Source organism: uncultured Roseobacter sp. (assembly GCF_947501835.1).
Lineage (GTDB): Bacteria > Pseudomonadota > Alphaproteobacteria > Rhodobacterales > Rhodobacteraceae > Roseobacter.
Genome location: NZ_CANMXR010000016.1, coordinates 26,643 through 44,892, shown reverse-complemented (window position 1 = coordinate 44,892; position 18,250 = coordinate 26,643). Strand labels below are relative to the sequence as shown.

Annotated in this window: 20 protein-coding genes and 1 pseudogene; 6 read left to right on the top strand and 15 right to left on the bottom strand. The window is 58.7% G+C overall.

Features of this window, described 5'->3' with window-relative positions; genetic code table 11:
• Positions 1–201: 201 nt before the first annotated feature.
• On the bottom strand, positions 202–1,182 hold the full coding sequence (locus tag Q1A20_RS23100; RefSeq protein WP_299410022.1) for a sterol desaturase family protein: 981 nt from the start codon (positions 1,180–1,182) through the stop codon (positions 202–204).
• A 99-nt stretch (positions 1,183–1,281) separates the two neighbouring features.
• On the opposite strand from Q1A20_RS23100, the gene Q1A20_RS23095 reads away from it, so the two are divergent.
• Positions 1,282–2,217, top strand: a complete 936-nt coding sequence (locus Q1A20_RS23095) for a LysR family transcriptional regulator (RefSeq protein WP_299918989.1) — start codon at positions 1,282–1,284, stop codon at positions 2,215–2,217.
• A 101-nt stretch (positions 2,218–2,318) separates the two neighbouring features.
• On the opposite strand, the gene Q1A20_RS23090 is transcribed toward Q1A20_RS23095, so the two are convergent.
• The 12 genes from Q1A20_RS23090 to Q1A20_RS23035 all read right to left on the bottom strand — a co-directional run bounded on the left by Q1A20_RS23090 (position 2,319) and on the right by Q1A20_RS23035 (position 14,071).
• Positions 2,319–3,002 (bottom strand): hypothetical protein, encoded by a 684-nt coding sequence (locus Q1A20_RS23090; protein WP_299918986.1) that lies wholly within the window; start codon positions 3,000–3,002, stop codon positions 2,319–2,321.
• 556 nt (positions 3,003–3,558) lie between these two features.
• Positions 3,559–4,320 (bottom strand): SDR family oxidoreductase, encoded by a 762-nt coding sequence (locus Q1A20_RS23085; RefSeq protein ID WP_299918983.1) that lies wholly within the window; start codon positions 4,318–4,320, stop codon positions 3,559–3,561.
• A gap of 16 nt (positions 4,321–4,336) precedes the next feature.
• Positions 4,337–5,323 carry an acetamidase/formamidase family protein gene (locus Q1A20_RS23080; RefSeq protein WP_299409720.1) on the bottom strand — a complete coding sequence of 329 codons (987 nt, stop codon included), beginning with the start codon at positions 5,321–5,323 and terminating at the stop codon, positions 4,337–4,339.
• 96 nt (positions 5,324–5,419) lie between these two features.
• Entirely contained in the window at positions 5,420–5,884 is a 465-nt protein-coding gene (locus tag Q1A20_RS23075) for a hypothetical protein (protein WP_299409718.1), read from the bottom strand.
• Positions 5,877–6,176, bottom strand: a complete 300-nt coding sequence (locus Q1A20_RS23070; protein WP_299409715.1) for an antibiotic biosynthesis monooxygenase — start codon at positions 6,174–6,176, stop codon at positions 5,877–5,879. The genes Q1A20_RS23075 and Q1A20_RS23070 overlap by 8 nt, the downstream gene beginning before the upstream one ends.
• 64 nt (positions 6,177–6,240) lie before the next feature.
• Positions 6,241–7,800, bottom strand: a complete 1,560-nt coding sequence (locus Q1A20_RS23065; protein WP_299409712.1) for an amidase — start codon at positions 7,798–7,800, stop codon at positions 6,241–6,243.
• Between the two features lie 64 nt (positions 7,801–7,864).
• Positions 7,865–8,572 carry an ABC transporter ATP-binding protein gene (locus Q1A20_RS23060; RefSeq protein ID WP_299918979.1) on the bottom strand — a complete coding sequence of 236 codons (708 nt, stop codon included), beginning with the start codon at positions 8,570–8,572 and terminating at the stop codon, positions 7,865–7,867.
• A complete protein-coding gene (locus Q1A20_RS23055) occupies positions 8,569–9,291 on the bottom strand; it encodes an ATP-binding cassette domain-containing protein (RefSeq protein WP_299918977.1) in 723 nt (240 codons plus the stop codon). Before Q1A20_RS23055 ends, Q1A20_RS23060 begins: the two co-directional genes overlap by 4 nt.
• The gene (locus Q1A20_RS23050) at positions 9,288–10,319 is read right to left on the bottom strand and encodes a branched-chain amino acid ABC transporter permease (RefSeq protein WP_299918975.1); all 1,032 of its coding nucleotides are present in this window, start codon (positions 10,317–10,319) and stop codon (positions 9,288–9,290) included. The genes Q1A20_RS23055 and Q1A20_RS23050 overlap by 4 nt, the downstream gene beginning before the upstream one ends.
• Positions 10,319–11,185, bottom strand: coding sequence for a branched-chain amino acid ABC transporter permease (locus Q1A20_RS23045; protein WP_299409702.1), 867 nt, complete (start codon positions 11,183–11,185; stop codon positions 10,319–10,321). The genes Q1A20_RS23050 and Q1A20_RS23045 overlap by 1 nt, the downstream gene beginning before the upstream one ends.
• Positions 11,186–11,195: 10 nt before the next feature.
• Positions 11,196–12,434 carry an ABC transporter substrate-binding protein gene (locus Q1A20_RS23040; RefSeq protein WP_299409700.1) on the bottom strand — a complete coding sequence of 413 codons (1,239 nt, stop codon included), beginning with the start codon at positions 12,432–12,434 and terminating at the stop codon, positions 11,196–11,198.
• A 116-nt stretch (positions 12,435–12,550) separates the two neighbouring features.
• Positions 12,551–14,071, bottom strand: coding sequence for an amidase (locus Q1A20_RS23035; RefSeq protein WP_299918970.1), 1,521 nt, complete (start codon positions 14,069–14,071; stop codon positions 12,551–12,553).
• A gap of 445 nt (positions 14,072–14,516) precedes the next feature.
• Here Q1A20_RS23035 and nthA point away from each other — a divergent pair, with 445 nt between their 5' ends.
• From nthA to Q1A20_RS23015, 4 genes are read left to right on the top strand one after another with little or no spacing between them, the layout of a single operon-like run.
• Positions 14,517–15,125: a nitrile hydratase subunit alpha gene (gene nthA, locus Q1A20_RS23030; protein WP_299410021.1), complete on the top strand. Its 609-nt coding sequence runs from the start codon at positions 14,517–14,519 to the stop codon at positions 15,123–15,125.
• Between the two features lie 29 nt (positions 15,126–15,154).
• Positions 15,155–15,466 carry an SH3-like domain-containing protein gene (locus Q1A20_RS23025; protein WP_299409695.1) on the top strand — a complete coding sequence of 104 codons (312 nt, stop codon included), beginning with the start codon at positions 15,155–15,157 and terminating at the stop codon, positions 15,464–15,466.
• Positions 15,466–15,819 (top strand): SH3-like domain-containing protein, encoded by a 354-nt coding sequence (locus Q1A20_RS23020; RefSeq protein ID WP_298976421.1) that lies wholly within the window; start codon positions 15,466–15,468, stop codon positions 15,817–15,819. The genes Q1A20_RS23025 and Q1A20_RS23020 overlap by 1 nt, the downstream gene beginning before the upstream one ends.
• Positions 15,816–16,202 carry a nitrile hydratase accessory protein gene (locus Q1A20_RS23015; RefSeq protein WP_299409692.1) on the top strand — a complete coding sequence of 129 codons (387 nt, stop codon included), beginning with the start codon at positions 15,816–15,818 and terminating at the stop codon, positions 16,200–16,202. Before Q1A20_RS23020 ends, Q1A20_RS23015 begins: the two co-directional genes overlap by 4 nt.
• A gap of 122 nt (positions 16,203–16,324) precedes the next feature.
• Here Q1A20_RS23015 and Q1A20_RS23010 read toward each other — a convergent pair whose 3' ends face one another.
• A complete protein-coding gene (locus Q1A20_RS23010) occupies positions 16,325–16,669 on the bottom strand; it encodes a MarR family transcriptional regulator (RefSeq protein WP_299409690.1) in 345 nt (114 codons plus the stop codon).
• A 170-nt stretch (positions 16,670–16,839) separates the two neighbouring features.
• On the opposite strand from Q1A20_RS23010, the gene Q1A20_RS23005 reads away from it, so the two are divergent.
• Positions 16,840–17,982 carry a substrate-binding domain-containing protein gene (locus Q1A20_RS23005; protein WP_299918966.1) on the top strand — a complete coding sequence of 381 codons (1,143 nt, stop codon included), beginning with the start codon at positions 16,840–16,842 and terminating at the stop codon, positions 17,980–17,982.
• A 76-nt stretch (positions 17,983–18,058) separates the two neighbouring features.
• Here the strand turns inward: Q1A20_RS23005 and Q1A20_RS23000 are convergent.
• Positions 18,059–18,219, bottom strand: a pseudogene (locus tag Q1A20_RS23000) (IS5/IS1182 family transposase); the annotation flags it as partial.
• Positions 18,220–18,250 lie beyond the last annotated feature (31 nt).

Sequence of the window (18,250 nt, the reverse complement as noted above, 5' to 3'; positions counted from 1 at the left end):
AGCACCACTACGCTTTGCGATCTGATCGTGGTCCGCAGATGGCTCGGAAATGTGGAGTTTTACCTAAGACTGATCGGGCCAGAACCAAGGCTTCACCGCCTGTTGATTCAATTTTCCAGCAAGCACAGCAGCCGCAAATTGAGCCTGATGAATTCCATTCCCGAAACTGTCCAACCAGATGCGCCCGCAGGTCCATGACGCTCACTTGCCCATGATCCTCTTGCGGCGTTCCTGCATTTTCTCATTGGCTTGGATCGTGCCGTCATGGAACGACCCGAACCACTTGTCCCACGGAATCTCAAGGCTGCCATAATTACATTCGAAATAGCGGTGATGCATTTGGTGATGGAAGGTGCCAAGCGCGAGGCGATTTTTGTCGTTCACCAGCAAACCCTGAAAGCCCGTATGGGTCGTGATGGCCGTCAGAAAGTAATACTGCAGATGGAAGATGATGTGCAGTGGGTGAGCCCCGATTAGCAGATGGATGAATACCGAACCGAGGAAAATCATCTGCTCAATCGGGTGTTGTGACATCCCCGACCACGGTCCCACGTTGATGTTGCGGTGATGCAGATAGTGAACGTGTTTATAAAGGAACGGAATGTGGATCGCGCGGTGAATGATGTAGAAGTAAAAGCTTTCCCACACCGGTATGAAGAAGAAAATTGCCACAAACCAAACGGGATTGGCGTCCCAGCTGATCATCGAGATATGACCATTGGCTAGGGCCCAGAACAATACGGCCTCATAGGCAGTCCAGACAATCACCCCGGTGCCAAGGGTCCAGAACATATTGTCCCGCACCTGCCCCCCCAGCGTAAATTGCCGCCCACTCACCATAAGCGGCCGGGGATCATACTTCAGCTGTTTGCCTTGCGCGGAGTATGTGTAGAACCAAAGATGCAATGATCCCGCGACCAGAAGCGTCAGCAGAAAGTTCCGCACGTAAATCTGTGTAATCCAGCCAATTTCGAACGTTTTGGTGGTTTCGAGTGACGGCTGGAACCACAAGTAACAGGCAACGGCAATCCCGACGACAATCAACCGCTCAGAGATCAAAAACCAGGAATTCCAGAACCAAGTTGCGATTTCGACCGGCTTGGGCGGCCAGACAAACACGGGCGAGACCTTGAGCGGTAATTCGGGCAGATGGTTCCACCCTTTCAACTGTTCCTCGGACATTCGCATCTCGCTTTGATTTACAAGGCAAAGATTGACGGATTTCAATTCATGCGGCAAACAGAATGAAATGATTAATAACATCTGATTTTCAGAGGTATTATGACAGTTTCCCTACGTAGCATGCGATATTTCAACACTGTCGTAGCACATGGCAGCATTGCGCAGGCGGCGGCTGAGTTGAACATTGCGGCTTCTGCAGTTTCGGTTGCCGTTGATCAGATTGAAGAGCAGTTCCAGCTCAAACTGCTCAACCGGTTCCGCTCTCGCGGGATTACGGTAACGGCGAGCGGCAAAGTGATGGAACGTAAGTTCGCCCGCCTTCTTGAAGAATATGACGCAGTTTTGACCGAAGGATCAGAATTGAAAAATGCCCTGAAAGGAGATCTTCGGATCGGGTATTACGCACCCGTTGCGCCCGCATTTTTGCCAGAAATCCTGCTGTCGCTTACGCAGTCGCATTTTCAGACAACCATTCATTTGGAAGAATGTGACAATAACCGTGCACAGGAAGGCCAATTGGCAGGCGAATACGACGCAATCCTATTTGTCTCAGACGGCGCATTGCCGCAAATCGAGTATGATGTATTGATCGAAGCACCTGCATATTGCCTCGTGCCAGCAGACCATCCACTTTCCCGAAAGCTATTGGTAAACCTGAGAGACCTGGCAAAGTCGAACTTGATCGTTCTCAATCGCCCGTTCGCTGTGGACTATTATCGACAGCTCTTTGGCGTAGCTGAAAATGCGCCGGAAACGATTGCATACGCAAACTCAACAGAAATGGTGCGCAGTTTGGTTGGCGCGGGTCATGGCGTGGCTGTGCTGAACATGTTGCCCTCAACAGATGTGAGCTATGCAGGCGACCAGATTGTTGCACGACCGATCACCGACCCGCTGCCACCCCTCACTCTCTCATTGGGCTACGACAAATCCAACCCACGTCGGATCGTCGAGCAGTTTGTGGGAAGCTGCAAAAGTTACTTTCTCAATGCTGACGGCCATAGACATATTGTGGCGGCCTCGCCGACCGATTAGACGTCGATCAAAACCTGACCATTCACTTCGATCGTTTCAATGCGCATATCGTGGAAAGCGCGGCGTCACAAAGCGCACCGCGCTTTCAGCCCGTCAAAGCATCATTTTTGTGTCGCGACAGCAAAGAATGGGGTTCTGTCCGCTTCCAACATCACCCAGCATCCACGCAATGCGAATGCCGTCCAAAAGAAGATGCCGAAAAGCTTCCCCGAGCCATCCATCATCGGCACATGGTATTGCGTGCCTTCGAGCATATCGCCGACGATGCTGCAGGCAAATCCCAACCCTGACAGAATGAGCAGACCGGCGCCGATGAATGAAATAACAGCGCGAAAAGTTCCGACCCAAAGGCCGACGAGGCAGATGTAAACAGCAAAGACAACAACCTCATCTATCCCGAAACGAGGGTAGACCATCTCATGCATCAACAAGAGGTCGTCAGCCACCAAAATACCGGTGATCACACTCTGAGAAAGCAGGAACAGACCAAGCCTAATTGCGCGCTTGTGAAACATGACGAGAGAAATAAAACCCGTGACGGCCCAGGCGGCGCACCAAATGACGATCCCAAGGTTTGATACGATACCCATGTAGGGCGGGAATTGTCCGGTTCTCATTCTTCTAACGGCTGAGTAGGTGTCGCGGAATGCTTGGCCGCGCATCTCAACCGATTGGTTGGCCAGAATGATGATCACGAAAAGCGGCACGACGGTGGCCAGTACGAACAGCCATAGAGGTGTGACATGGGCTTTCTCAGATGATGATTGAAGGTGTTGTGAAACCACTCGGAATTCATTCTCCATTGCTGGGGGGGTGACGAGGAAAAAAGACTTTACTTCAAGCAGTTAAGTAAGTCAAACAATGCTCGCCGAAACGGGTGAGCGTGCCCGTATGCCACCTCTGATGTCCGGACGCTTCGGGCTCAAGGCGACAGTCCAATGGAACCACTCGAATTAACTCGATAGTGATCGCTTTTTGTGAGTCACTTTACATTTCTTGGGGTTTATCTGCCGGGTTTCAACTGACGTCCTCATGCTCGAACAACCATCTTGTTCCTTGGCAAACACAAAGTCATCTTGCTGGAAATTTGCCATGTCGGCAGTATTAAGGCCATGGATAACTAGCGAATTGTCACCGCATGACACAGTCAAGTCGCCCTACAAGCCTTGCTCGCTCAACCGTTCATAGGTGTTAGTTCCCAAAGCGACAGGTCAAGTATGTCAATCCCGGGCTCAAAACCAAAGGTTTGATCCAACGCACCGCCGTCATCAATAGACCCGGAAAGGAACAGAGGCTGAACCACCCCATAGGTACTGGACCGCTGCAATCAGTGCGCGCGCGTCACAGTTGCACGCCTTTGGTCAGCGCGCCGTCGATCACGAGGTTCGTTCCGGTCGTAAAGCTTGAACAGGGGGCTGAGAGGAAGGCGACGCCGGCGGCGACCTCCTCCGGCGTGCCCATGCGGCCGGTGGGGTTCAGTGACATGGCCTCGGCGAATAGCTCCGGGTTACCCTCTTCAATCTGCGCCCAGATACCGCCGGGAAAATAGGTGTTGCCGGGGGAGACGGTATTGGCCCGAATGCCCTGCCCCGCCAGCTTGTAGGCCAGCCCTTGCGCATAATGCACCAACGCGCCCTTGAACGCGCCGTAGGCCGGACCGGTGAAATCGATCTCGCGCCCAGAGACGGAGGAGATCAGCGTAATCGCCGCATGATCCGATTTTTCCAGCCAGGGCATCGCGGCATTCACCAGCCGCACCGAATGCATCATGTCCGTCTCGAAGCCCGATTGCCACGCGGCCTCGTCATCAGCCACCGCCAGGGCGGAGACATTTGCGATCACGATATCGATCCCACCCAGGGCGTCGGCGCTTTCGGACACCCAGGCTTCCAACGCGCCCTTGTCGGCCACATCCACCGCTGCACCAAAACAGGTGGTGCCATGAGCCTTCAACCCTGCCACCACGGCGTCAACCTCGTCTGCCTTGCGCGCGCAGGTCGCCACATTGGCGCCCTCGCGCACCATAAGATCGGCACAGCGCTGCCCGATCCCCTTGCTGCCACCGGTGATGAGGACATTCAGTCCCTTCAGTCCCAGATCCACATTCGTCCCCTTTTCTTCAAACCAGATAGCGTTTCAGGATGGAGGCCCCGACCGAGTATTTCGGATCAACCATATTGCCCAAGCGCACCTTGCCGCACATGGTCAGGAGCATGTAGGCCTCCTCCTCCGATTGCTCGGTCTGCGCCGCGACCCACCGTACCAACTCGCGGTACGCGATGCGCGCGGCGTCCTCCAGCGGGCGGGCGCTGCCGATGAACATCATCGCCTCTTCCGTCTCCAGCTGCGGCCAGGCATTCCCATGGCCTTTGATCAGGTCGATCTGCAGCATGACCGTCGCGGGGATTTCCAGCGCGACACCGCAAAGCTCTCCATCGCCTTGAATGGCGTGGCAGTCGCCCACGTATAGATAGCCGCCGGGGGTGTTCACCGGCAGATAGATGATCGCGCCCGGCGCCACATCCGGCAGGTCCATGTTGCCGCCGTAGTAGTCGGGCTGCAGAGATGAGATCGCCTCGATCTCAGGTGCCGTGCCGATGGTGCCAATAAAGGGTTCATAGGGCAGCGTCAGCGTATCAGACCAATGCACGCCCGCCTCATCAACCACCACTTTCTTGACGATTTCGGGCAAGGGCGCGTTCAACATCGCGGTCTGACCGGTCGAGACAAGACCGCCAAATTCCGGGATCAGACAGGTTGTGCCGACAGGCTGCGGCCCCCGCGGGCTGACGGAAATGATCCGTACCGCGAGCGCGTCACCCTTTTCCGCCCCGCGCACGTGGATCGGGCCTGATTGCGGGTTGAGAAACGGGAATTGCAGGATTTCTGACGGTTTGTCCGCCTCGCTGAGGATCTTGCCCTCAAAGGCGTCGTGGGTCTCCACCGTGACAACCGCACCGGGATCAACCTCCAGCACGGGATCGGCGTAGGGTCCGTAAACATAGTGAAACGTCTTCTGATCCTCAATGGTTAAGCTGTGTGCCGCCCCTGCGACACCAGCCGCCACGCCCTTTTTGCCCATGAGTGAGTGATCGAGCCAGTCCATATGTCAGCCTCCCTTGTTTGATCGTTGTGCCGTCGTCCGTTTCATCTGCCGCGAAGAAGGCCTCCCCATGATCGCAGCGCAATCGGGTGCCCGCATTCACGCTACCTCCACGGGAAAGCGCTCACCCGCTACCGGTGCGCGCCCGGGCAGCCATGTCTCATGAACATGCGACCAGGCGACGCCAAGCGGGGCATTTTCATCGGCAGTGTAGAGCGTGGTAGAAAGCCTGGCCGAGCTTTCATCGCCCAGATCATGCCATTCCTCATAACTCACCAGTGCATGGTCGTCCCATTGCCGCAGCACCAGCGCATTTTCGACGCGGATCACAAAGGCGTCGCTCTGCGCAGCAAGTACGCCGTGTGTGGCCTCGAACTCCGTGAGCAATTCGGCGCGTTCCGTAATCGTCCCGAGCGGGCTGACCACGCGGCATGGATCGGCCAGCGCGTCGGCAAAGGGCCCGAAACCTTCAGCGGTGCGTGGCAGAGCGCCGCGCAGCCAGTCTTGCAACACGACATGAAGCCGATGCGCCTCTTGCACGCAACGGTCGGCAAAATCATCCACCGGCGGTGACCTCCTGACAGGTATGCAGGATCGCCTCGCCCTCGATCAGAACCTCAGCCTGCGCAAAGAACCGGGCGACAGCGTCTGATGCGTTATGGGCATCCTTGGCCGCTTTGGTCGCAAACCGCTCATAGGTCGTGAAAACAGCCGGATCGTCGAGGCTTTGCGAGACATGAAACCCGAGCGTCTCAGGCTCATAAGCGGCAACGTGGTCTGCCACGTCCAGAAGCGCGCTGCGCAGGGCGGCTTCCTGACCTGATTTAGCGCGGATGATGGCCGTGATGGTAATCATAAGGTCTTCTCTGCAGGTTCTGCCCCGGGCCAATCGAGACACCGATCAGCCCGGGGCGTTTGCTTTATTGTGCGGGGGTCAATTCAGGCGACGTCGCAGCAGGTTTGGCCACCGTCCCCGTCCAGTCCACTGTCGCCTCAAAGGCCGCGGCAGCGGCATAGATCGTGCTTTCGGTGTAATCCGCGCCCGTCAGCATCAGGCCCACCGGCAGACCATCAACCTCACCGCAGGGGATCGACATCGAAGGATGCCCTGTCACATCAAACTGCGAGGTATTCGCGATCATCTCAAAGGCGCGGGCGATCACTTCGGAGATGGGCGCGCCCGGTTCCGGCAGTTTGGAGGCGGTGATCGGCAGGGTCGGCATCAACAACAGATCGTAGTCGGCAAAGACCGCATCATAAGCCGCTTTGACCTTGCGCGACAGGTTCTGCGCCTTGGCGTAGTAGCGCCCGTTGTAGTGATCGATCCCGTATTGACCGATCAGCATGCAGATCTTCAGGCTCTCGGAGAGGTCATCCGCCTTGCCGCGCCAACCGGCATGGAAGTCCATAAGACCGACATCATAGGCGCCTTTCCAATTCATCCCCATGCCGTTGCCCTGCATCATCTGCCACTGCAGCCCTTCGATCGCAATCGGGCCCCAGACGGCAGCGGCCAGCAGATGCTCGGGGATCGAGATTTCTTCGACCGTGGCACCCAATCCGCGATAGGTCTCCGCGGTCTCCTTCACGGCATCCGCCACGCCGGGCATCATGTTTCCTGCGACAAAGCCTTCTTTCAGGACGCCAATCTTCATGCCGGAGACACCGCGATCCAGCGCGTCGGTGTAGCTGTCGACCTTCGGCGCGTATTGGCGCGGGTCCAGCCCGTCCGCGCCCGCCAGCACTTCAAGCATCAGCGCATTGTCAGCAACGGACATGGTCATCGGGCCGGTGTGGTCAATGGTGCTCTCAATCGGCATCACGCCGGTATAGGGCACAAGCCCGTGGGTCGGCTTCATGCCCGCGATCCCGCAGTAGGACGCGGGCATTCGGATGGAGCCCCCCTGATCACCGCCGATGGCCATATCGACCTCGCCCGCCGCGACCAAGGCCGCGCTGCCCGAGGACGAGCCGCCCGCAGAATACCCCATCTTGCGCGGATTATGCACCATGGAGGGTTTCGACGTGTGGCTGCCCCCCGAAAGGCAGAAGTACTCACAAACGGCCTTGCCTTCGATGGTGGCACCTTCGTCCAACATCCGTGTCACGATGGTCGCGTCCGCCACCGGCAAGAAGCCTTCGAGCGTCGAGGCGCCGTTCGTCATCGGTACGCCCGCCAGCGCCACATTGTCCTTAAGCGCGACGGTCTTGCCCTTGAGCTTGCCGTCCGCCGCGCCCTTCACCTCGACCCTGCGGGCCCAGGCGCCGAAAGGGTTTTCGGCGGCGGATGGCGCGTAACCGGAAGTCCGCGGATATTTGACCGGGGGCGTGAAATCGGGTTCGGCATCGACAACATCATAGGCATCGAGGTTGGGCTGCATCAGCGTGTGATACTCCTCCGCCTCGGCCCGCGTCAGGGTCATCCCCAGCCCCTCCGCTATCTCTAGAACCTTTTCAACTGTGGGTCTCGTGATGGTCATGGATTGTCTCCTCTGGGTCAGTTTCGGGTCGTCATGGCGGCTGGTGCACCGCCGGATCAGATGCTCAGGCCGTTGTCATCCCGACGAATTCGGCAACGGTTTCCGGGTTCTTGAGGTCGTGTGGCATAAGCTCGCCAGTGATCGCGCCTTTCTGGATGATCAGCACGCGGCCCGACAAAGCGGCGATGAAGTCGAGGTTTTGCTCCACCAGCACCAGCGACAGGCCGCGGCTGCGCAGCGTTTTCAGCGTCTCCACGATCTCCTCGAGGATTGAGGGCTGAATGCCCTCCGTCGGCTCATCAAGCAGCATCAGTTTTGGCCGGGCGCAAAGACACCGGGCGAGTGCCAGCAGCTGCTGTTCTCCACCTGACAGCGCGCCGCCGCGCCGGTCGAGCAGCCGCTGCAGGCGCGGAAAAAGGCTCAGGATGTCATCGAGCAGAGCGGGGTCTTCCTCCGAACTGCCCGCCATGCCCATGCGCAGGTTTTCGTACACGCTGAGGTCCGGGAAGATCTGCCGCCCCTGCGGCACCAGCCCCAGCCCTGCCAAGGCGCGTTTGTGCGGCGGCAGCCCGGTGATGTCCTGTCCGTTGAACCGGACCACCCCGCCCGTCGCCGGTAAATGGCCCATCAGCGTGTTCATCAGCGTGGTCTTGCCCATGCCGTTGTGGCCCAGAATGCCGAGGAACTCACCTTCAGCGACATTCAGCGTCACACCTGCGAGGATCGGAATGCGGCCATAGCCGGACCTGAGCGCGTCGACGTCCAAAATCATGCCGCCAGCCCCTTGCCCAGATAGACATCGCGCACGCGAGCGTCTTCGAGCACACGGGCCACATCATCTTCGATCAGCACCGCTCCCTGATGCAGCACCGTCACCGTCTGGGCGATCATCTTGATGAATTGCATGTCATGCTCGACCACAATCAGCGCGCGCGACTTGTTGATCTCCAGGATCAGCTCGGCTGTCCGCTCCACCTCCTCGTGGGTCATGCCGGCGGCGGGTTCATCGAGCAGGATCAGTTCCGGTTCGCCGGCCAGAACGGTCCCGATCTCCACCCATTGCCGCTGCCCGTGCGCAAGCTGGCCAACCTCTTTGGTTGCGATCCCGGTCAGGCGCAGTTGGGTCAGGATCTTCTCCGTCAGCTCGGTAGCAAATCCCGGCGTGTGTTTGTGACGCGCGGCAATCCAAAGGTTTTCCCGCACGCTCAGCGCGTTGAAGACATTGGGCACCTGGGTTTTGATCCCCACGCCCTGACGCGCGATTTCATGCGGGCGGGCGCCGGAAATATCCTGACCGCGCAGATGCACATGCCCTTCTGACGGATGCAATTGACCGGTGAGAAGTTTGAAGAAGGTGGACTTGCCTGCACCGTTCGGCCCGATCAGACAGCGCAGCTCGGATTCCTTCAGGGTGAAATCCACCCCATCGACCGCGGTGACCCCGCCAAAGCGGATTGTGAGACCGCTGGTTTGCAACAACGGCGCGCTCATGTCTTCACCTTCACGCTGACCTCAGGCGGGGCCGTTTTCTCTTGCCCCAAGCGCAACATCACCAGATCCCGCAGGGTCGGCGCGATGCCCTTGGGCACAAGCAATACAAAGACGATCAGGATCGCCCCAAGGATGAAATTGGCGTCCAGCGCCTGTTGCGCGCCGATCTCGGTGACCATCCATTGCAGCAGCAAACAGCCGATGACCGGTCCGATCAGCGTGCCGCGCCCGCCGATGATGACCCAGATGATGATCTGCGCCGAAAGGCCAAGGGCAAAGATCGTCGGGCTGACAAAGGCACCCCAATTCACGTAGAGCGCACCGGCAAACCCGGCGATGGCCCCGCCGATCATGAAGGTGATCAGCTTGTAAATGCGTGGGTCATAGCCCAGCAGCGCCGCCCGGGTCTCGTTTTCGCGGATGGCGATGATGATGCGACCAAAGGAGCTGGCGATCAGCAGACGCAGCCCCAGATAGACCAGGATCAGCGCGATGCCCGTGACCATCCAGGCCTGCTCCGGCGTGAGGATGTAGCCCGGGTTGCCCGGCAGGTTGAAGGTCGGCACCCCCGGCATGCCGTTGAAGCCGCCAAGCCGCGCATCTCCGATCTTGTAGAAATCACCCGCCGTGGAATTGACCAGATTAAAGAGGATCAACGAGACCGTGAGGGTGATCACCCCAAGATAGACGTCACTGATCCCGCCGTAGATCATGAAATAGCCCAGAAGGGCCGCAAAGATCACAGGCACCAGAATGGCCAGCAGAATCGCGGGCGTGCTGTCGCCGAAATTGATCGCCGAGACTGCATAAGCATAGGCGCCTAGACCAAAAAACGACGTCTGACCAAAGCAGAGTATGCCGCCATAGCCCCAGATGAACCCAAGGCTGAGAGCGAGCACGGCCATGGCCGCAAAGACGGTCAGCTGCATGATCTGGAAGAGATCGACGTAGAGCGGCGCGGTGAGGATGAAGACCGCAGCCACCGCGGATCCGACAAGCGCCCCGATCATGCCGTTGAGAAGATGCATCACAAACGTCCTTTAAAAAATCGGCCTGAAATGCCGGTGGGCAGCATCCGGATCAGGATCACGGCAGCGATGAACAGGATCACCTCGCCAAAGACCGGTGTGGTCAGGAAGGCCGCGATCTGGTTGATGAAGCCGAAAAGACCAGAGGCCGAGATCAACCCCCAGAGGATCGAGGTGCCGCCGCCGACAACGGTGATGAAGGCCTTGGCGATATAGGCGGCCCCCATCGTCGGGACCACGCCTGCGACCGGGGCAAGAAGACCGCCCGCAAGCCCCGACATTGCCGCCCCGGCGCCGAAAGTGGCCATATAGACCCGGGCCGGATTGACCCCCAGCGTCGCCGCCATATCGGGGTTCTGCATCACCGCGCGGGCGATGAGACCAGCGCGGGTATAGCGCATGACGGCCCAGACGGCGGTCATCAGCAGGATGGCCATGAGCGCCAGAAACGGCGTGTAGAGGCTCGACTGATAGGCCCCGACCTGGAAACCGCCCAAGGGTGAGGACACCCCCACGATCGTATTACCAAAGATCATTGTCGTGCCGCCAACGATCACAAGGCTGAGGCCCCATGTCGCCAGCATTGTATCCACCAGACGGCCATAGAGAAACTGGATCAGGCATCGTTCGACAATCACACCGACAAGCCCGACAAAAACCGGCGCGATGACCAGCATCGCAAACCAGATGTTCACCCCCGCCGAGACCGACAGCACCGTGGCATAGGCCCCGAGCATGAGGAATTCCCCATGCGCGAGGTTGATGATTTTCATCATGCCAAAGATCACCGCCAGACCAGCGCTGATCAGCACCAAGGAAGCAATGCCACTGATGACGTCGAGCCCGACTATGATCGCGATGTCCATGCCGCCGCCCTCAGATGTCGATGATGTAGTGGGTGGTGTCGTTTGGGTTCGCTTCGAGGTCGCAGACCGCAGCAGTATCCAGCGGCTCCTGTTGCTCAAAGGTCTCCAGCACGTTCCACTGGCTGTTTTCGACTTCGGCGAGGAAGGTATTCCGCGTCACATGGTGGGTCTTGGGATCGACCACCACCTTGCCGCTCGGCCCGTCGAACGAGAGCCCCGTTTCCAGTGCTTCGATCACTGCCATCCGGTCGACCGAGCCCGCCATTTTGACCCCTTCGGCCCAGAGGTGCACGCCCTCATAGCTCGCCGCCGCCAATTCACTGACATAGGGCGTCTGCGCGCCATGCCGGTCCTTGATCGCTTTGACGAAGGCCTGGCTTGCCGGTGTCTGCAGCTCTTCGAAATAGCCATAGCTGCCCAGCACACCCTTGCTTTCGGACGCTTCCAGCGTCGCGGGCTCGTTCACCAAACCGAAGGTCGTAGAGGCAATGGGAATCTCATCCTTCAGTCCCGCAGCGGCCCATTGGCGATAGAACGCGGTGTGGTTGCCGCCGACCATCGCCGACAACAGCAGGTCCGGTCCGGCCGCCTGGATCCGCGAGATCGACGGTCCGAAGTTCGTCACGTCGAGCGGGAAGAAATCGGTTGAGAGCACCTCGCCACCGTTGTCTTCGACGTATTTGCGCATCCACTTTGCGGTGATCTGTCCATAATTGTAGTCCGCCGCAATGATATAGGCTTTCTTACCCCAGAGGTTCATGGCGTAGGGCACAAGCTTTTCGACCGTTTGCGCCGGTGTCGTGCCAGTGTTGAACGTGTTGCGGTCGCAAACGCCGCCCTCATAAAGCGTGTTGTAGAAGTAGAGGGTCCGGAACCGGCTAAAGATCGGACGGATCGCTTCGCGCGAAGCGGAGGTAATGCCGCCGTGGATCACATCGACCTTGTCGCGCACCGCAAGCTGCTGAGCGAATTGCGAGTAGAGCTGGATGTTGGATTGCGTGTCGTAGTTGATTAATTCGACCTCACGTCCCAGCAATCCGCCCGCGGCATTGATCTCCTCAACCGCCAGCATGATGGCATAGACCATGGGCTCGCCGGTGGCCGCCAGCGGCCCGGCCAGGTCGTGCAGGCTGCCCAGTTTGATGGGGCCATCCTGCGCCCGCGCCATGCTGCCGATGAGCGAAGGCGCTGCGAGCGCCACCCCACCAGCGGCAGAATTCCGGATAAATTTACGGCGTGAGAGTGTCATCTACGTTTCCCTTTTGTTGGTCGGCGTCTCTTGGTCTGCTGAGACTGTTCTGTGATGGATCGTCCGCCCCGCGCCGGGAGCAGACCCGTTGGCGCAGGACAGTTTCAGCGGCGGTGTCACTCCGCCGTCATTTTTTGAAAGGAGAGCTGTTCGACCGCAGCAGCGGCCCGGTAGAGCGTTTTTTCCTCCAGCTTGCGCCCGATGAACATCGCGCCGATGGGCCGCCCGTCATCGGTGGTGCCCGCAGGAACGGAAATACTCGGGTGTCCTGTAGCGCAGGAGGGCGCGGTGTTCGGGATCATGGCAAAGGCGCGCTCGACAATCGTCTCACGGCTGGCCTCCGGGCCGGGCAGCGGGTGCGTCGCCATCGGTGTTGTCGGCATCAGCAGCACATCGCATTTGGCAAGCAGATCGTCATAGGCCGCAGTCAGCAGTCGATTGAGGTTCTGAGCCTTCCCATAGTAGCGCCCCTTGTGGCGCGACGACATGTAATGCCCCATCAACAGCCCCAACTTCAGCGTTTCCGACATCTCATTGGCCCGCGCTTTCCACCGCGATTGCTTCTCCAGCAGGCTTTCCAGAAACACCCCTTTCATGTTGGTGCCATAGGCGTTCTGACGCATCATCAGCTCTGTCGCACCTTCGAGGAAAATCGGTGTCCAGATGGCGGCCCCTGCCGCGTGCAGCGGCATGGAGACCTCTTCAACCTCGGCACCCTGCTTCCCAAGCCGCTCGGCCACCTCGTGAATGCGCGCATCGACTTCCGCCTCGCCAACCGGATGACCGAAACCTTCGGAAACCACCCCGACCTTCAGGCCGCGCGTGGGCACCCCAATCCCTTCGGAATAGGCTTGGCTGGGCGCGCCGGTCTGGCGTGGATCAAGCCCATCCGGGCCTGCCATGACCTCCAGCATTAGGGCGTTATCAGCCACCGTCCGGGTGATCGGTCCTGCGTGATCGACGGTCAGTTCGACCGGGAAGATGCCGGTGTAAGGGACGAGACCATGGGTCGGTTTCAGCCCCACAACGCCGCAGAAAGACGCGGGAATACGGATTGACCCACCCTGGTCACCTCCCGTCGCCATATCTACGATCCCCGCGGCAACCAGCACTGCCGAGCCCGAAGAGGAACCGCCCGCGTTGTGGCCAGGCACGACCGGGTTTTCCACCGGCCCGCTGGCCGAGGTGTGGCTGCCGCCAGACGCGCAATAGTATTCGCAGACCGCCTTGCCGTGAATATCCGCACCCGCCTCCAGCAAGCGGGTGACGATGGTCGCATCGGTTTCGGGCACGTAACCCTCGAGGATTGTGGAGCCGTTTTCCATCGTCACACCGGCCACGTTCACATTATCCTTGATGGCCACAGTCTTGCCTGAAAGCTTGCCACCCGGCGCGCCCTTGATCTCGGTTTTGACGACCCAGGCGTTGAACGGATTGTCGGCGGGATCGGGCCTGACACCTGGCGACCGGTCATATTTCACCGGCGGCAGCGGGCTCTCCATCTCGTCCACGAGATCGTAAGCCTCAAAAAGCCCCCCCATCAGGCCCAGAAAAGAGGCGCTATCCTCAGCACTCAGCGCCAGACCCAGCTCGGCTCCCGCTGCGCGGACATCTGAGGCTTCCGGACGGTCTATCATCCTAATGGCTCCCATTCTTTCAGCGCCGCCCAGACATGCGTCTTTGGCGGCTCAATCCGTTTTCGCTGCGTCCAAATGATAAGCATTTGACGCGTAATACTCTGACTTAACTAAATAAAATGAAACAGTCGCATCTTGTCGCGCGCCTCTGCCTCATGCACTCCCGCTGTCCAGAAACAACTATTAAATGAAATTAGTTGAATTGGAAACTTAATTTTGGTTAACCTTTGAAATGCGTAGCTGCAACAGATCGCGGACAGAAAATTCGTGATTTTTCGCTGCGCGCCGGAGAAGTGCCCGATATTTAATCAGTTGCCACGTCAGTTCCGATCCCGTTTTGCCTGCCCGGATCCGCCCGAACGACACCGATTGGACGACAGCATCGCCAATCGCAAACGGGGACCGGCAAGGCACTGGACCATCCGCACGACAAGGAGAAAAGATGATGCCTCATGACCACCCTCACCCGCACAACAAGCCGCTGTCGGATGTGGAACTGCGCGTAAAGGCTCTGGAGTCCATTCTCACCGAGAAGGAGCTGATCGACCCCGAGGCGATCGACCTGATTGTCGAGACCTACGAGACCAAGATCGGCCCGCGCAACGGCGCGCGCGTCGTCGCCAAGGCGTGGAGCGACCCGGCCTATAAGGAGCGCTTGTTGAGCGATGCCACCGCAGCGATCAGTGAGTTGGGCTTCTCCGGTGTGCAGGGTGAGGACATGGTGGTGGTCGAGAATACCGAGGACGTGCACAATATCGTCGTCTGTACATTATGCTCATGCTACCCGTGGCCAACGCTGGGCCTGCCGCCGGTCTGGTACAAGGCCGCCCCCTACCGCGCGAAGGTGGTCAAGGATCCGCGCGGGGTGCTGGATGAGTTCGGTGTCAGCCTGCCGGAAGAGACCGAAATCCGCGTTTGGGACAGCAATGCAGAACTGCGCTATCTGGTGCTGCCGAAGCGGCCGGATGGCACCGATGGCATGTCCGAAGAACAACTGGCCGAGATCGTCACCCGCGATGCGATGATCGGCACCGATGTACTGGCGGCGCACTGAACGCTGTAACCTGACAGAAAGGACAACCCATGAACGGCATACACGATCTGGGTGGCATGGACGGTTTGGGACCGATCAATCCGACCAAAGACGAGCCCCGTTTCAAAGACGATTGGGAACGGCGGATGTTCGGTCTTTTTGTCTCCTGTTTCGCCGGCGGGCATTACAACGTGGATGAGTTTCGCCATGCCATCGAACGCATGGGGCCGGCGCATTATCTGGAGACCAGCTATTACGAGCACTGGCTGGCCTCGCTGGAAACGCTTCTGACGGAAAAGGGGGTCGTCACGCAGGAAGAGCTCGACGCCCGCAAGAAGCACATCGCGATGGAGGACGCCTGATGCCCACATTGACACCAGACATCGTGCCGGGCCTGATTGCCACCGGTGCCTCTGCCCGGCTGGATGAGGACGTCGCGCCGAAGTTTAGCATCGGTGATGCCGTGGAGATGAAGAACATCAATCCGGTGACCCATACCCGCTTGCCCCGCTATGTCCGCGGCAAGAAAGGCATCGTCGAACGCGATCACGGTGTTTTCGCCTTTCCCGATACCGGCGCGCATGGGCTGGGGCACAAGGCGCAACATGTCTATTCGGTGAAATTCTCGTTTCGGGAGCTTTGGGGCGAGGACCATGCGGAGAATATGTATCTCTACATCGACATGTTCGATGACTACATGAGGCCCGCGCCATGAACGATCAGATCAAAGGCGCCGACCTCAAACGCACACCGCACCTGCCCCATGACGAGGGCGGGCCCGTTTTTAATGCGCCATGGGAAGCCAAGGCCTTTGCCATGACGGTGGATTTGCACAAGCGCGGTGTCTTTGCCTGGTCAGATTGGTGCGAAACACTGTCCGAAGAGATCAAGCTGGCGCAGGCGGCGGGCGATCCCGATCTGGGCGACACCTACTACAAACACTGGCTCAGCGCGCTGGAAAAGCTGATTACGGCGAAGAAGGTCACCGATGCACAAAGCCTGCTGGCGGCAAAGGAAGACTGGCGCGCGGCTGATGAGCATCGTGGCTTTGGCGAGGCACCGGTGCTTGTGAAAGGCGCGGCTGGCGCAAGTACGTGAGTGGCGTAGAAGGCATCACGGTTCGGGGCTTAACAGAGAGCGGCGGCGGCGGCATCCTGATCGGACTGGATCAACCTGTCTTATGATACCGGTGACGAACGCGATCACATCAGGCGCCCACCCTACGCAAGCGTATCCAACGCCTCTCGCAAGAGCTGCGCTTTTTCCAATCCGATTGTCTCGATGATCCGGTCGTTTTGCGCTTCGACGTGGAGCGCGATCTTGTCAGCAAGCGTGACGCCCAGATCGGTCAGCGCCAAATGCACGCGTCTTTGATCCTCCGCGGCCAACTGCCGCTGGACCAACCCGTCCGCCACCATCCGGTCCACCAGTTTGGTCAGCGTCGGCGGGTTCATCAAAACAATTTCAGCCAGCTCCCGCATTGTGATACCCTGCGAGGCACGCAATGACTGCAGCACGCGCCAGGTTTCAACCTGCACGTTCAGCGCCTTGAGATTCTGGCTCAATTCGATGTGAAGCTTTCGATGGGCCGCAGCAAGTGCATAAGAAATATACGAATCTACTGTTTTTTGAGGCTCTGACATCCGACGACCGACAGTTCAATGGTAACAAAGTTGACGTTGCGGACACCAAGTACCACCGTCTTTGAATTAAAACTAGCAAAGAAAACGGATCGATGGCTTCGACGCACATACATCTTTGGCGAAGTGAGGACACGACCTCTTTTCCGTATGGCAGGCCAGGTGCGCGATCAAATGCACACGCAGGTCAGCCCTACCGTGTCGCGCTGCTGATCCCGATGTGCGGGGCGGCGGGCATGTGGGCACCGTCCTGCATTGCCAGTGCTGAGGTGGCCCTGAACGAGCTCAACGCCAGTACAGGCATCGCCGGGTGTCCGGTAGAGGTCGTGGTGATTGATGCAGCCGTGGAAGCGGAAACGCCCGTCGAAACCCTGATCGATGATCTGATTTCGCAAGGTCGGATCGACGCCATCGTGGGCATGCACATCAGCGCGGTGCGGCAAAAGATCATCGGGACCGTCCGGGGCAGAATACCGTTCATCTACACCCCGCTTTACGAAGGCGGCGAGGCCTCGCCGGGCGTTTTTACAATTGGCGACATGCCCGCCCGGCAGTTGGGACCCGCCATCGGATACATGAGCCGCCGATTTAAGCTGAAGAAATGGGCGCTGATCGGCAACGACTATATCTGGCCGCGCGTCTCGCATGCCTACGCCAAGATACAACTGCGCCGTCACCATCGCGAGCTGGTTTTCGAGAGCTACCTGCCCTTCAACTCCAAAAGGATTGCAGATGCGGTGGAGACAATCGGCAAATCGGGTGCCGATGCGGTTCTGATTTCCCTTGTGGGTCAGGACGCAGTTGCGTTTAACCGCATCTTTGGCGCCATGAAGCTGCACTTGACAACGTTCCGCCTGTCCTGCGCCATCGAGGAAAACGGCCTGCTGGCCAGCGGCGAACAGAACCTGCATCGGCTCTTTTCATCAGCGTCCTATTTTGCCGGTCTGGATACGCCGGGAAATGCGGAGTTTCGAGAGAAATACCACAGCCTGCATCAGGAGCGCGCGCCCATGCTGAACGCCCTCGGCCAGTCCACCTATGAGGGGTTGCATTTTCTGGCCAGTCTGGTCGACCAACCTGACCAAGATTGGCGGGCCCATCGGATGCCGTCATCGCGCCCCATCGCCTACAAGAGCGCCCGGCGCGGGTTATATGTTACAAACGCCGACAACAAATCTCCCGTCTTTCTCGCCCGCGCCAATGGATTTGTCTTCGATGATCTGCAACGGCTCCCCTGACTGGTTGCGCGATCAGCTGTCACCGCGAGATCAGCTCGCAGAGATCTCCAACGCGCGCCGCAGGCAGTCGCCGGTCGCAGCGTTGGGATCGATACGGGTAAGTTTGGCAGACTTCTTTCAATCCTCTGTGGCGGACCGTACCTTTGCCGCTTACCCCCCTCTGCTCGGGTCAGAGCAATTGCGGCGGAACTGCTAGGGAGCATGACCTTCAGGACAGATCTATTGATCGTTCTCCGAAGCGCGACTTAGCCAATTCGCTAAGCTTACG